11 protein-coding genes are annotated in these 14,334 nt (G+C 32.6%); 9 read left to right on the top strand and 2 right to left on the bottom strand.

Annotated features, from left to right (window positions below):
* Positions 1–47 precede the first annotated feature (47 nt).
* The 7 genes from CKV65_RS04455 (at position 48) to efp (ending at position 8,085) form a co-directional block, all read left to right on the top strand.
* Positions 48–1,226 carry an MFS transporter gene (locus CKV65_RS04455; protein WP_027890759.1) on the top strand — a complete coding sequence of 393 codons (1,179 nt, stop codon included), beginning with the start codon at positions 48–50 and terminating at the stop codon, positions 1,224–1,226.
* 88 nt (positions 1,227–1,314) lie between these two features.
* Entirely contained in the window at positions 1,315–1,782 is a 468-nt protein-coding gene (locus CKV65_RS04450) for a MarR family winged helix-turn-helix transcriptional regulator (RefSeq protein WP_051177652.1), read from the top strand.
* A gap of 316 nt (positions 1,783–2,098) precedes the next feature.
* On the top strand, positions 2,099–3,430 hold the full coding sequence (locus tag CKV65_RS04445) for a 6-phospho-alpha-glucosidase (protein ID WP_027890757.1): 1,332 nt from the start codon (positions 2,099–2,101) through the stop codon (positions 3,428–3,430).
* A gap of 214 nt (positions 3,431–3,644) precedes the next feature.
* Positions 3,645–5,771: an alpha-glucoside-specific PTS transporter subunit IIBC gene (locus tag CKV65_RS04440; protein ID WP_027890756.1), complete on the top strand. Its 2,127-nt coding sequence runs from the start codon at positions 3,645–3,647 to the stop codon at positions 5,769–5,771.
* 165 nt (positions 5,772–5,936) lie between these two features.
* The gene (gene aroQ, locus CKV65_RS04435) at positions 5,937–6,380 is read left to right on the top strand and encodes a type II 3-dehydroquinate dehydratase (protein WP_027890755.1); all 444 of its coding nucleotides are present in this window, start codon (positions 5,937–5,939) and stop codon (positions 6,378–6,380) included.
* 13 nt (positions 6,381–6,393) lie between these two features.
* The gene (locus CKV65_RS04430) at positions 6,394–7,467 is read left to right on the top strand and encodes a M24 family metallopeptidase (protein WP_027890754.1); all 1,074 of its coding nucleotides are present in this window, start codon (positions 6,394–6,396) and stop codon (positions 7,465–7,467) included.
* A 60-nt stretch (positions 7,468–7,527) separates the two neighbouring features.
* Positions 7,528–8,085, top strand: coding sequence for an elongation factor P (efp, locus tag CKV65_RS04425; RefSeq protein WP_027890753.1), 558 nt, complete (start codon positions 7,528–7,530; stop codon positions 8,083–8,085).
* Positions 8,086–8,209: 124 nt separating this feature from the next.
* Here the strand turns inward: efp and CKV65_RS04420 are convergent, their stop codons facing one another.
* Together CKV65_RS04420 and priA are read right to left on the bottom strand one after the other, a co-directional pair.
* On the bottom strand, positions 8,210–8,635 hold the full coding sequence (locus tag CKV65_RS04420) for a universal stress protein (protein WP_027890752.1): 426 nt from the start codon (positions 8,633–8,635) through the stop codon (positions 8,210–8,212).
* 185 nt (positions 8,636–8,820) lie between these two features.
* Positions 8,821–11,244, bottom strand: a complete 2,424-nt coding sequence (gene priA, locus CKV65_RS04415) for a primosomal protein N' (protein WP_027890751.1) — start codon at positions 11,242–11,244, stop codon at positions 8,821–8,823.
* 503 nt (positions 11,245–11,747) lie between these two features.
* Between priA and CKV65_RS04410 the strand changes: the two genes are divergently transcribed.
* Both CKV65_RS04410 and CKV65_RS04405 read left to right on the top strand, forming a co-directional pair.
* Positions 11,748–13,379 carry a hypothetical protein gene (locus CKV65_RS04410; protein WP_095197686.1) on the top strand — a complete coding sequence of 544 codons (1,632 nt, stop codon included), beginning with the start codon at positions 11,748–11,750 and terminating at the stop codon, positions 13,377–13,379.
* 102 nt (positions 13,380–13,481) lie between these two features.
* Positions 13,482–14,333 (top strand): CsgG/HfaB family protein, encoded by an 852-nt coding sequence (locus CKV65_RS04405; RefSeq protein ID WP_027890749.1) that lies wholly within the window; start codon positions 13,482–13,484, stop codon positions 14,331–14,333.
* Position 14,334: the final 1 nt, after the last annotated feature.

The following is a 14,334-nucleotide window of genomic DNA, read 5'->3' as shown; positions in this document are numbered from 1 at the left end:
TCCTAGGCTTAAAGTTAACTAGTTAAATCAATGAAAGGATGGATATAATGACAAAAGTAAAATTGTGGACTAGAAATTTTATGGCTTTAGTGTGGGCTAATGGATTGCTTTTTGCAGGCTTTCACTTTTTGTTACCTACATTACCTTTATATGCAGCTTCTATAGGGGCTACAGGTACGGAAATAGGTATAATAACAGGGATTTTTGGTTTTTCTGCAATTTTTATTCGTTTATTCACAGATACTGGTGTTCGTAAATTTGGTAAAAAGAAATGTTTATATTTTGGATTGTTTTGCTCCTTCTTAGCAACATTTAGTTATGATATATTTACTTCTGTATATTCCTTAATATTAGCTCGTATTTTACATGGTATAGGTTTTGGCCTTAGTACTACTTTTGCTGCAGCTTTAGTTGCAGATGTAATTCCTGCTCAAAGACGTGGTGAAGGAATTGGTTATTTTGGCTTAGGTAGTACAGTGGCTATGGCTGTAGCTCCTGCTTTAGGTGTTATGTTATTAACTGATTTTAGTGCTAATATATTGTTTTTAACTTCTATGGTAGTCACTCTCTTATCTGCTGTCAGTGCAAAATTATGTAATGCTAAAGAAGCTCCTTTGCCAGCTGAAAAGAAAAGCATTTCTATTCGTCATAAAATATGTGAATACGGTACAGGTATTCCTTCTATATTGACTGTTTTATTTGGTGCTGCTTATGGTAGTGTAAATACTTTTGTAGCTATGATGGCTAATGAAGCTGGTATTGAAAATGCAGGCTTGTTCTTCATTGTTGGTACAATCTTTGTATTTATTTCCAGACCATTTGGTGGACGTATTTTTGACAGCAAAGGTGGTTTCTGGGTAATCCTGCCAGGCGGTATTTTATATTTAATTGGTTTGTGCATATTGATTTCTTCTAGCTCTTTAACAATGTTGTTAGTTGCTTCTGTATTTTATGGTTTAGGCGGAGGTTTATTATTACCTTCTCTCATGACTTGGATGCTCAATGTTGTTACACCAGACCGTCGCAGTGGTGCTAGTGCAACTTTCTATAATATGTTAGATATCGGTACAAGTAGCGGTATCATCTTATTAGGCAGTGTTGCAGGTTCTATCGGTTACGTTAATATGTATTTTTATGTAATTGCTGTAATGGTAATTTTTATAGTATTTTTCTTATTTAATCATTTTGTATTACAAAAAAACAAAGTAAAAGAAAACACACTTTAGCTTGATTTTGTAAATTAATTTGTATTGTCATATAAAAATTTTTCTGCTATAACAAGATATAAATGGCAGAAAGGAATTATTGTTGATTATGAATGGAATAGATAATGATACTTTAGTATCTCAAGAAAAAGATGGACTGGACGATTTGTTAATACATCAACTTTATCAAACAATGAGGGCATTTTCAAAAACACTTAACAATGAGATTTATACAGCAGATGTATATAGTTCTGAATGGTCGGTTTTGAAAATGGTCAAAGAGCATGATATGATTTCTCAATTGGAATTAGCTAATATGTTAAATGTTGAACCAGCAGCTATATCCAAGACTATAAAGAAAATGGAAGAAAAAAACCTTGTGGAACGAAAACGCCTTCAAGGAAAAAGGGAAAAATATATATTTCTCACTAATCATGCTTTAGAGATTTATGATTTTTTACAAGAAAAGGTATCACAACATCGTATGAAAGCATTAGATGGTTTAAGTAAAGAAGACCGATACGTTTTATTTAAACTCATGCGACGTATTTATGATAATACTCTAAGTGAAAAATAATAAAATATGGTAATACAATCAGTTTGAAATAATATGTATGGAAATTAATTAATAAGATTTTTATAGTATATTATTTTAAACTGATTTTTTTATGCTTGAGTAGCTATGATTATTTATAGTATATATATCAATTTAAAATCTGATGTGATATATCACATGCGCTGTGATATGGTGCAATAATGGTTGCTAATGCCCTAAAACCCTTGAAACTATTGAATTTGTGATTGGCTTGGATTATTATATAGCCATGAGGTTGATAAAAAATAAAAACATAAAACATAAATGTAATTTATGATAAAGAAAAGGGGTTTTAGTTATGAAAAAATCTTCAATCGTAATCGCAGGTGGCGGTAGTACATTTACACCAGGTATCGTAATGATGCTTTTAGACCATGCAGACCGTTTTCCACTTCGCCAAATTAAATTTTATGATAATGATGCAGCTCGTCAAGAAAAAATTGCTAAAGCATGTGAAATTCTTTTAAAAGAAAGAGCTCCTGAAATCGCATTTTCTTATACAACAGACCCAAAAGAAGCATTTACAGATGTTGATTTTGTAATGGCACATATCCGCGTTGGTAAATACGCAATGCGTGAAAAAGATGAAAAAATTCCAATGAAACATGGCGTATTTGGTCAAGAAACTTGTGGCCCTGGCGGAATTGCTTATGGTATGCGTTCTATCGGTGGCGTTATCGAAATCTTGGATTATATGGAAAAATATTCTCCAAACGCTTGGATGCTCAACTATTCCAATCCAGCAGCTATCGTAGCAGAAGCAACTAGAAGACTTCGCCCAAATTCTAAAATCATCAATATTTGCGATATGCCAGTAGGTATTGAAGATAGAATGGCTGAAATCTTAGGTCTTCCTAATGGTAGAAAAGACATGTGCGTTCGCTATTATGGACTTAACCATTTTGGTTGGTGGTGCGATATCCGCGATAAAGATGGTAATGATTTAATGCCTCGTATCAAAGAACATGTTGCAAAATATGGATATATCGTAAATCCTGAATCTCATCATGATGAAGCAAGTTGGAATGATACTTACGGCAAAGCTAAAGATGTATATGCTGTAGACCCTGATACACTTCCAAATACTTATCTTAAATACTACTTATTCCCAGATTATGTATTCAATCATGACAATCAACATCCAGACCATACTCGTGCAAATGAAGTTATGGAAAATCGTGAAAAAAATGTATTTGCAGCAGCTAAGGAAATCGTAGAAAAAGGTACTGCTGTTGACTGCAAATTCAAAAGCGATGACCATGCAAGCTATATCGTAGACCTTGCAGAAGCAATTGCATTCAATAAAAAAGCTCGTATGCTTTTAATCGTTGAAAATGATGGAGCAATTTCAAACTTCGACCCAACTGCTATGGTTGAAATTCCTTGTATCGTTGGTTCTAATGGTTATGAAAAAATTTGTATCGGTAAAATACCTCAATTCCAAAAAGGTTTAATGGAAGAACAAGTTTCTGTTGAAAAACTCGTTGTTGAAGCTTGGATTACAGGAAGCTATCAAAAACTTTGGCAGGCACTCACATTGTCTAAGACTGTACCAAGTGCTTCCGTTGCTAAAGCGATTTTGGATGATTTAATTGAAGCAAATAAAGATTATTGGCCTGAACTTAAATAATTCAGTTCGGTTATTGAGATGAGGCACGAAGCAAATGCTTTGTGCCTTATTTCTTGGAATTGAGTAGTTAGACAATTTATATAATTTTTATAAGTAACAAATTTGATTATATATTATTTTTATTAAGAGAGTTATTTTATAGAATAAGTAATAAATTTAGTTATATATTATTTTTTATTAAGAGAGTTATTTTATCGAAAAGGTGGCTGGGAAAATGGCTTTTAATAAAGATGTTATAATGCAAAAAATACAGCGTTTCGGTGGCGCGATGTTTACACCAGTTATAATGTTTGGCGTATTCGGTATTTTTGTAGCAGTTTCCATTTTATGTAAAAACCCGATGATACTTGGCAGTATTGCTGAGAAAGGTACGGGATGGTATGATTTTTGGTATATTGTTGAACAAGGTGCTTGGACAGTTTTTAATCAATTGCCATTGTTATTTGTAATTGGTTTACCTATTGGCTTAGCTAAAAAAGAAAATGCTAGAGCTGTTATGGAAGCATTTTTGATATATCTTATTTTTAACTATTTCGTATCCGCAATGCTCACATTATGGGGACCAAGCTTTGGCGTAGATTTTGCGAAAGATGCAGTTCCAGGCAGTGGTCTCACAACAATTGCCAATATCAAAACACTTGATACAAGCATGGTTGGTGCAATTTTAATTTCTTCATTAGCTGTATGGTTACATAATAAATTATTTGATGTTGATGTACCAGAATGGCTCGGTTTATTTAAAGGGTCTTCTTTAGTTGTTGTTGCAGGTTTTGGTTTAATGCTTCCTATAGCATTCCTCTTCTGCTTGATTTGGCCACATTTCCAAGCAATAATCGCATCACTTCAAGGTTTCTTGACAGGTGCAGGTGTGCTTGGTGTTTGGGTATATACATTCCTTGAACGTATTTTAATACCGACAGGTCTTCATCATTTTATTTACATTCCGTTTATCTATGGTCCAGCAGTTGTAGATGGTGGTATTCAAGCTTATTGGCTGGCACATATTCAAGAATTTGCTCAATCAACTCAGCCACTCATTGAATTATTCCCACAGGGTGGTTTTGCGTTACATGGTATGAGTAAAATGTTCGGTTGTCCAGGTATCGCACTCGCTATTTATTTCTCCGCTAAAAAAGAAAATCGTAAAAAAGTCGGTTCCTTGTTATTCCCAGCAGCAATTGTAGCTGTTTTATGCGGTATTACTGAACCACTTGAATTTACATTCTTATTTGTTGCTCCTGTATTGTTCTTAATTCATGCACTTTTAGCTGGTACATTAGCAGCTACTATGTATTTCTTCGGTGTAACTGGTAACTTTGGTGGCGGTTTACTCGATACGGATTTATTCCAAAACTGGATACCACTTTTCAATAATCATTGGGGCACATATCTCACACAGATTATCATTGGTTTAATTTTCACTTGCATTTGGTTCGTAGTATTTAGATTTTTAATTGTAAAACTCAATTTGAAAACTCCTGGCCGTGGCGATGATGAAGAAATTAAACTTTATAGAAAAGCTGATTATAAACAAAAACAAGCAGCTGGTCATATGGATGAACGTGATATGAAAGCTGCAGCATTCTTGCAAGCTCTCGGTGGTAAAAATAATATTGTAGATGTAACAAACTGTGCAACTCGTTTACGTGTAACAGTTAAAGATGATAGTTTAGTACAGCCAACAGGTGCATTCACAGCAGCTGGTGCACATGGTCTTGTTCATAATGGACATGCTATTCAAGTAATTGTTGGTCTTTCTGTGCCACAAATTCGTGAACGTTTTGAAGCATTACTTCAAGCACCAGAAACAGAAATAGCTTCATATAATGCAGAAGAAATAACGAAAAAGGCAGAACAGCCTGTTACTGAAGCTACGAAAAAAAGATTTGATGCACATTTAGATGCTTTTGCTACAGGTCATATGGTACCAATTGAAAAAGTGCCAGATGAAGCATTTGCTTCTAAAGCTATGGGTGATGGTGTAGGTATAATTCCTACAGATAAATACATCACAGCCCCAGCTGATGGTTCTGTTATGATGGTAATGGAAGCAACAGGTCATGCTATTGGTTTAAAACTTAATACTGGCTTAGAAATTTTAATTCATATCGGTATTGATACAGTTAATATGAATGGTGATGGTTTTAAAGTTCTCGTCAAAGCTGATGATAATGTAAAAGCTGGTGATAAACTTGTTGAAATCGATATCGATAAAATTAAAAAAGCAGGTTATAATCCGATAACAATCATGGTTGCAACTAATTTTGACCAATATGCTGCACTTAAATTTAAGGCAGAACAAGATGTTGTAGCGGGTAAATCTGAAATAGCTAGTTATTAATTTGCTATCCCCAGCATAAATAAAATAAAAAACCTTCTCACAGATTAAAATAAAATTTAGTGGGGAGGTTTTTTCATTGATAAATAAGGCTTTTTATTTACAGCTTTTTTATTTCATGATAAAATTTTAATATAATTTAATTAGTTTTTGAGGATAGTGATTTTGATGAATAATATTTTAGTTATTCACGGACCAAATTTAAATTTATTGGGAACACGTGAACCTGAAATTTACGGTAGTATGACAATGCAGGATATAAATGAAGATTTACAAAAGCAAGCTAAAGAAGCTGATGTAAATATTGATTTTTTCCAAAGCAATCATGAAGGGGAAATTATTGATAAATTGCATGATGCTCGTGGCAGATATGATTATATAATTTTAAATGCTGGTGCTTATACGCATTATAGTATTGCCATTCGCGATGCACTTGCTGCAATAGAAATTCCAACGATTGAAGTGCATATATCAAATATTCATCAACGTGAAGAATTTCGTCATCATTCAGTGATTGCACCAGTTGTTGTTGGTCAAATTTGTGGTTTTGGTCTTGATAGCTATAAAGCAGCATTGTATGTTGCTATAAGAAAATTACAGGAAGAAGGCTGAAATCGTGAATAATATGGAAAATCGTATCTTTCGTTTGCGTGAATTCTTAAAGCAACAAAATTGTGATGGTGTAATTATTAATAAAGAAGAAAACCTGCATTATTTTAGTGGTTTTACAGGTGATGATACAATTCTTATCATCACATCAAATGATTGTTATTTAATAACTGATTCTCGCTACATTGAGCAAGCAAAGCAACAGACTGATTTTGCTATATTTGAACAAAAGACAGGTTTACTCAGTAAAACTGCACAGATGGTTGAAGAATTAGGATTAAAACGCGTAGCTTTTGAAGGTAATTCATTACGTTACAATGCGTATGCTAAATTAAATAACTTATTGCAAGGCAAAGATATAGATTTTTCTACTTCTGTTGATTTAGATGAATTGCGCGTAGTTAAAGATGATGAAGAAATCGAGCTAATAAAAAAAGCTATTTGGATTAGTGATGAAGCGTATAGCCATATTTTAAAATATGCAAAACCCGGCATGAGTGAAAATGAAATCGCTTGTGAATTAGAAACTGTTATGCGTAGATTGGGCAGTGAACGACCAGCATTTACTACAATTGTAGCTTCAGGTGTAAGAGGTGCACTTCCGCACGGTGTGGCTACAGATAAGTTGATAAATGACGGTGAATTTGTTACAATAGATTTTGGTGCCGTTTACAAGGGCTATCACTCAGATATAACACGTACTTTTTGTATTGGACAGGCAAGTGATAAACAAAAAGAAATTTATGATGTTGTTTTGAATGCGCAACTTTTAGCACTTAAAGAAATTGCTCCAGGCAGAAGTGGCAAGGAAGTTGATGCTCCTGTTCGTGATTATATTGCAAATGCCGGTTACGGACAGTATTTCGGTCATGGTCTTGGTCATGGCGTTGGTCTTGAAATACATGAATTACCACGTCTTTCGCCATTGAGTCCTACGGCGCAGTTATTAAAAAATATGCTTGTTACTGATGAGCCGGGTATTTATTTGCCTGACTTTGGCGGTGTTCGCATAGAAGATACTGTTTTAGTTACGGCTGATGGATGCCAGCCGCTTACACAAAGCGATAAACGGCTTATTGAAATAATGTAAAGCTTTTTGCTTTGCATTTTATAAATTTAGATAATAATATTATTTTGGAGGAATGTTTTAATGATTTCCAGCAGTGATTTCCGCACAGGTCTTACACTTGAAATTGATAACGGTGTATGGCAGATTGTTGATTTCCAGCACGTAAAACCAGGTAAAGGTGCAGCTTTCGTTCGTACTAAAATTAAAAATGTACAGACTGGTGCTGTAGTTGAACGTACTTTCAACCCAAATGAAAAATTACCAGCAGCTCATCTTGAAACAAGAAGCGTACAGTATTTATATGAAGTTGATGGTATGTATACTGTTATGGACAACGAAACTTATGAACAGTTCGAACTCTCTAAAGACCAGCTCGGTGATGCTTTAAATTACTTAAAAGAAAATATGGATATTTCCTTACAGTTCTTTAAAGGTAAAATCATCGGCATCAGCTTACCAAACTCTGTTAATCTTACAGTTGTAGAATGTGAACCAAGTGTTAAAGGTGATACTGCAACTGGTGCAACTAAAATGGCTAAAGTTGAAACTGGCTATGAAGTTCGTGTACCACTCTTCGTTAATGAAGGCGATGTACTCAGAATTGATACTCGTACTGGTAACTATATTGAACGTGCTTAATCACAAGAACCAGCTCTTTTTAAGGGCTGGTTTTTTTTATAAATTAAATCATTTTTTTGCAATAAAAAAACTGCACTAGCAAAAGTGATATTTAGCTTTTGAAGTGCAGTTTTCTGATATTAAATTATTTTACAATTAATACTGGGCATTTGGCATGTTCTAAAACATATTTACTTACGCTGCCAAGTAATACACCACGAACAAGACCTAAGCCTCTACTACCCATAATAATTAAATCTGTATTGATTTCTTTTGCATAATCCATGATTGCTTCTGCTGGGTCGCCCGTACGATAAACTTTAACCACATGCATGGATTCTGGGAACTCATCACAAGCTGCGTTTAATATTCTTTCACCAGCTTTGCTGATTTCAAGCAGAACATTACCCGATAAATAAGAATTAATAGCTAATTTATTGATATCGGCTACATAAAGAATGTGAATTTCTGCTTCACCAAAACGATTGACTTTTATAGCTTGTTGCATTGCACGTTCTGCAATTTCAGAGCTATCAATAGGAACTAAAATACGTTTCATATTAACTGACATACCAAACCCTCCCTAAAATAAATTGAGTGTATTTTAAAGCTTTTATCAAAGCTATTTTTCCTACTTGTTATATTCGATAGAGAGTTTTAAAATCCTGCTAAAATGGGGAAATTTTTTAGCTTTTTACTAGGACTTTATAGTTAATATAATCAATTTTTTATTAATAAATATAGTTTTATTTTATGTTAATTAGTATTAATTGGATTTATATCTATAGTGATATATTTATTAATATCAATATTTTTTTGACGAAGAAATTTATTTACAATCGATAAATCATTAGTTTTTATGAGCAAATTAAAACGATACATATCTTTAAATTTTGAAATGAGTGCTGGAGCTGGTCCCATTACTTGAATATTGTCATTATCTGAAAAATACTTTTCCATATCCATTTTAAAATCATTAGCAATTTTAATAGCTTGTTCTTCTATTTCGTTTTGGAAAATGAGTTTTATTAAATTGCAAAATGGAGGATAATAAAGCATTTTGCGCAATGTGAGTTCTTCGTTATAAAAAGAAATATAATCCTGTTGCATACCGTATTGTACAGCATAGTGTTCTAAATTATATGTCTGTAAAATTACATGACCTTTTTGCGAGCCACGACCTGCTCTACCAGCTGTTTGAGTAATTAAAGCGAAAGTGCGTTCGCTAGCACGAAAATCGGGTAAATTTAAACTTGAATCTGCACTTATGATGCCAACCCCTGTTACATTAGGAATGTCATGACCTTTTGCTACCATTTGAGTTCCAAGTAAAATATCATATAAACCTGCTTTAAATTGTTTTAAAATATCTTGATGGGCAAATTTTTTACCAGTTGTATCTCTATCTAAGCGAATTATTCTAGCATTAGGAAATGTTTGAGATAATTCTTCTTCTAATTTTTCAGTGCCAGAGCCGAAAAATTTAATATATCGGCTAGAACATTTAGGACAAATATCGGGAACAGGTTCAATGATATCGCAATGGTGGCATTGCAATTTGCCTTGCTTATGATAGACGAGAGGCAAACCGCATTGTGGGCATTTTATAACATAACCGCAGGAGCGACACATTACAAAAGTAGAAAATCCACGCCTGTTCAGCATGATAATCAATTGTTGTTTTTTTGCCAATGTAGTAGATATTAATTCTTTTAGTTTACGGGATAAGATTTTACGATTGCCGTGTTTTAATTCCTCACGCATATCTACTCCTTCAATGAATGGCATAGGGATGTTATCGATGCGCTCTTTCATAGTAAGCAATGTATATTCTCCGTTTTGAGCTTTATAAAAACTTTCAAGTGAAGGAGTAGCACTGCCAAGAAGTAATATAGCATCATAAATCTGTGCCATTTTTTCCGCTACATCATGACTATGATATCGGGGGGACTCATCTTGCTTATAAGAAGCTTCATGTTCTTCGTCCATTACGACGAGACCTAAAGTTAAAAATGGAGCAAATAAAGCAGAACGAGCACCGATGACTATCCCCACTTGTCCAGTTCGTATGCGCCAAAATGTATCGTTGCGTTCATTTACTGAAAGCTTGCTATGAATAACGGCTACATCATCGTTAAAATATTGTTTAAAAGACATGACGAGCTGACCTGTCAAGACAATTTCAGGAACGAGAATTAAAACTTGCTTGCCCAAAGCGCGTATTTTTAATGCCATTTCAATATAGATTTGTGTTTTTCCACTACCTGTTACGCCGAATAAGAGAAATTTATTTTTTCCTTGTGATAAACTGTTTTCTATGGTGTTCATGGCTGTTTGTTGTTCTTCAGTTAATGTACGTTGCTGTGCTTTATTAACGAGCATATTTTTATAACTATCACGTAAAACTTGTTTTTTTTCAATTTTAACGTAATTTAATTGAGCTAATGCTTTTAATGTTGTAAGAGAAATGTGCTGTTGTTTTAAATCTGTGACACTAGCTTCTTTTATTTCATTTAAGTATATAAGTGCTTTTTTTTGTGCTGGCTTTCGCTTTAACGTAGCTAAAATATCATCATTTACTAAAGTGTTTAATATTATATAATCTGTGTATATTTTTTTTGCTTGTTTATGATAAATATATGATTTTGTTATATAATTTTTATTAATTAATTTTTCTAAATCAAAAATAAAATTTTCATTTGAACCAAAACTGCGCCTCAATGTTAATAAATCAACATCTTTATATGCTTGCATGTATTTATATAGAGCTTGTTGTTTATCCGAAAGTTTTTTCCATTCTTCAAGGGGGATTTCTTTATCATTGATATTAAAGATAGGACGTATTTTCACACTATTTTTTCCAGGAATAAATAAACGCATCGTTTCACCTAATGAACACATGTAAAAATCTGCCATCCATTTTGCAGTTGCGTACATATTAGGCGTAAACCATGGCTGTGTATCGATTATATCTTTTATTTCTTTTAGTTTTGTTGTATCAATAGAATTATTATCTGGATATATCTTTATGATAAAGCCTTCCATGATGCGATTGCCAAATGGAACGAGTACACGACAACCTACAGTTAATATATCAAATTGTTCCGGTATTAAATAAGTATACGGTTTAGCAATACTTTTTACAGGAATGTTAATATATATATCAGCTATTTTTTTCATTTAATCATCTACCTATAAAATAATATTTTATTATTATTATAATATAGAAAATTATTATGACAAAATTATTTCGTAATAAAGGTGAAAAATATTTGTAGAATAATAATAAAGTTAATAATATGTTTATATGTATTTCATTAATATAATTTAATGAATATATTATTAATTATTTATGTTATTTAAATAGATTTTTATTATATATATGTTAAGATTAATTATATTTTATATTATATATTATGATGATGATAATTTTGACCGTTTATATAGGTAAAATAAAGATAAATATTAAAAAAACATTAAGATGTTATTAAAATTTTATTAAATGAAGTGGGGTTCATTGACAAACTTATTTTTAACTTATATACTTTTTATATCAAAGTATTATGAATGTAAATTAGTAAAGTCATTAATTATATTAATTTACGATTTTTAAATTTATATTTAATTGGGTAATGAAAAGATATAATAATGATTTTATATAATCATTTAAAGGGGTCTTAATTATGTTAAAAAATTTAAAAAAGAAAATAGGTGTGGTATCAATAGCTTTTTTCCTTTGTACGTCTTTAAATTATATACATATAAATTGGGCAGAGGCTGCACCTGTACCACCACCACCGCCTAATCAAACGGAAAAGAAACAACCACCACCAAAGAAAACAGAGCATAAACCAGCAGCAAAACCAAATGTGAATAGACCAAAGCCAACAATGCATAAACCACCAACAAGGCCTAATGTAAATAGACCAAAACCAACAATGCATAAACCACCAACAAGGCCTAATGTAAATAAACCGAAACCGCCAATGCATAAACCAGTAACAAAGCCTAATGCTAATAGACCAAAGCCGTCGGTACATAGACCACCAGTAAAATCCAATGTAAATAGACCAAATAGACCAAATCCACCAGTACATAAACCAGTATCGAAAGTAAATGTAAATAAATCAGGTAATAATAATTTTAAACCACCGATGACTAAACCAGGACAAAAGCCAAATATGAATGTGGGAAGAAGACCGGAACATAAGCCAGGAAATAATGGTTTTAAACCGCCGATGACTAAACCAGGGCAAAAGCCAAATATGAATGTGGGAAGAAAACCAGAACATAGAGCGGAAAATAATGGTTTTAAACCACCGATGACTAAACCAGGGCAAAAGCCAAATATGAATGTAGGAAGAAAACCAGAACATAGAGCGGAAAATAATGGTTTTAAACCACCGATGACTAAACCAGGACAAAAGCCAAATATGAATGTGGGAAGAAGACCGGAACATAAGCCAGGAAATAATGGTTTTAAACCGCCGATGACTAAACCAGGGCAAAAGCCAAATATGAATGTGGGAAGAAGACCGGAACATAAGCCAGGAAATAATGGTTTTAAGCCGCCGATGACTAAACCAGGGCAAAAGCCAAATATGAATGTAGGAAGAAGACCAGAACATAAGCTGGAAAATAAGGGTTTTCAACCACCGATAAATAAACCGAAAAGAGATAAATTACCAAGAAAATCGTTGAAAAAATTTACAGTAGTATCTCCTAAACCGGTAATTTTATCATCTAGAGAAGCACCTCCACCACCACCTGATTATGAATATAAAGAAGATAAACCAAGTGTATGGGAAAGAATTTTGACAGGGATATTCTTAGAACGAATGAGTTTTGCTAAAGATAATGCTAAATTAAGTTCTGAGTTAAATGATATGGGCTTTGATTGTGCTGGCCTTGATCTTGATTATCCAGAAAAATATGTGCAGATTTATTGCAATAATTATTCTAATGTAAGTGATAATCATGTTGATTATTATTTGGATAAAACTTCATTAAAAGTTTCAAATTATAATCCACCGTATTACACAATAAAGGTCAATGAATTTAGTGCAGATGTTTCTAAGCCGATGGATAGAAAAATGAATACATGGGAATTTAAATATAATATTGATGCACATAGTGTAGTATTTACTAATTTATATGGCGATTATCATTATAAATACAAAAATTCTAATTATATGGATTTAAATACAACAGAACCAGATATTGTTGCAATGGCGGAAATGGCTTTTTATATGGCATATAATATGAGATTTTTTGATAATCAAGCAGACAGTTTTTATGATGTGACAACTTTATAAGGATGACATAGGCTATTATAGTAATTAAGCCAGTTGTTTTAGGCTGACTTAATTACTATAACATAATAATTTTATTTTTTATTTATTTTGGGAGGATTACATATGAAACAGAAATTTATTTTACGGTTAACAAGTATTTTTGTATTTGTTTTTATTTTAATGGGAACATTTATAACTACTGAAGCAGCAGTAAAAAAAGTGGCAATAGGAACTTTTGCTAATGGAGCTAAATCTCGTTATGGTACTTTAGCTTGTAGTAATTTAGAATCTAATATATTTAGCGGACTTGTACAAAATAAAAATTATGAAGTAGTAGAACGTGCTCAATTAGACCAAATTTTTCGTGAACTTGGATTACAAAATTCTGGTGTCGTAGATAGCAAATCAGCTATTGAAATAGGTAATTTATCTGGCGCCGATTATACTTTAGTTGGAAAAGTACTTACAGCCGAAGTAATACCGTTTGATAATATTTTATACAGAGGATATAAAGGTAAAGTAGCATTTGAAATGCACTTTGTTGATAACAAAACAGGTTTAGTATTGTATTCTGATGTTATTTCTGATACAGATAGTCAAATGTATTCACCAGGAGTTTCTGTTAATGAACGTGTTTTAATAAGTGGAGCAGCGCATAATGCAGCTAATAAAGTTTTAGAAAAGATGAATGAAATAACACCTCTTACAGGAACAGTTTTGAATGTAGATAGAGCTGAAGACGTTGTTTATTTTGATTTGGGCTATGATAATGGCGTTCGTGAAGGTGATACGTATACTATTTATAAAGAAGGTGCGCCTCTCGTACATCCAGTAACGGGTGAAATTCTCGGAATAAAAGAAACAACTCTTGGTACGGTAAAAGTTAAAGATGTTAAATCAAATTATTCTATAGCTGAAATAAAGAAAGAGAAATCTGCGTTTAAAACTGGCGATAAAATTAAACGAGGTGAATAAT

The sequence above is a fragment of the Megamonas hypermegale genome, assembly GCF_900187035.1.
GTDB lineage: Bacteria > Bacillota > Negativicutes > Selenomonadales > Selenomonadaceae > Megamonas > Megamonas hypermegale.
Note: the sequence above shows the minus strand (reverse complement) of the source record. Positions and strands in the feature narration are given on the sequence as shown.

What these genes read in the sequence shown, in the direction of transcription:
- CKV65_RS04410 (WP_095197686.1), top strand. Translation starts at nt 11,748, where the DNA reads ATGTTAAAAAATTTAAAAAAGAAAATAGGTGTGGTATCAATAGCTTTT.
- priA (WP_027890751.1), bottom strand. Translation starts at nt 11,244, where the DNA reads ATGAAAAAAATAGCTGATATATATATTAACATTCCTGTAAAAAGTATT.
- CKV65_RS04455 (WP_027890759.1), top strand. Translation starts at nt 48, where the DNA reads ATGACAAAAGTAAAATTGTGGACTAGAAATTTTATGGCTTTAGTGTGG.
- CKV65_RS04420 (WP_027890752.1), bottom strand. Translation starts at nt 8,635, where the DNA reads ATGTCAGTTAATATGAAACGTATTTTAGTTCCTATTGATAGCTCTGAA.
- CKV65_RS04450 (WP_051177652.1), top strand. Translation starts at nt 1,315, where the DNA reads ATGAATGGAATAGATAATGATACTTTAGTATCTCAAGAAAAAGATGGA.
- CKV65_RS04405 (WP_027890749.1), top strand. Translation starts at nt 13,482, where the DNA reads ATGAAACAGAAATTTATTTTACGGTTAACAAGTATTTTTGTATTTGTT.
- CKV65_RS04440 (WP_027890756.1), top strand. Translation starts at nt 3,645, where the DNA reads ATGGCTTTTAATAAAGATGTTATAATGCAAAAAATACAGCGTTTCGGT.
- CKV65_RS04430 (WP_027890754.1), top strand. Translation starts at nt 6,394, where the DNA reads ATGGAAAATCGTATCTTTCGTTTGCGTGAATTCTTAAAGCAACAAAAT.
- aroQ (WP_027890755.1), top strand. Translation starts at nt 5,937, where the DNA reads ATGAATAATATTTTAGTTATTCACGGACCAAATTTAAATTTATTGGGA.
- CKV65_RS04445 (WP_027890757.1), top strand. Translation starts at nt 2,099, where the DNA reads ATGAAAAAATCTTCAATCGTAATCGCAGGTGGCGGTAGTACATTTACA.
- efp (WP_027890753.1), top strand. Translation starts at nt 7,528, where the DNA reads ATGATTTCCAGCAGTGATTTCCGCACAGGTCTTACACTTGAAATTGAT.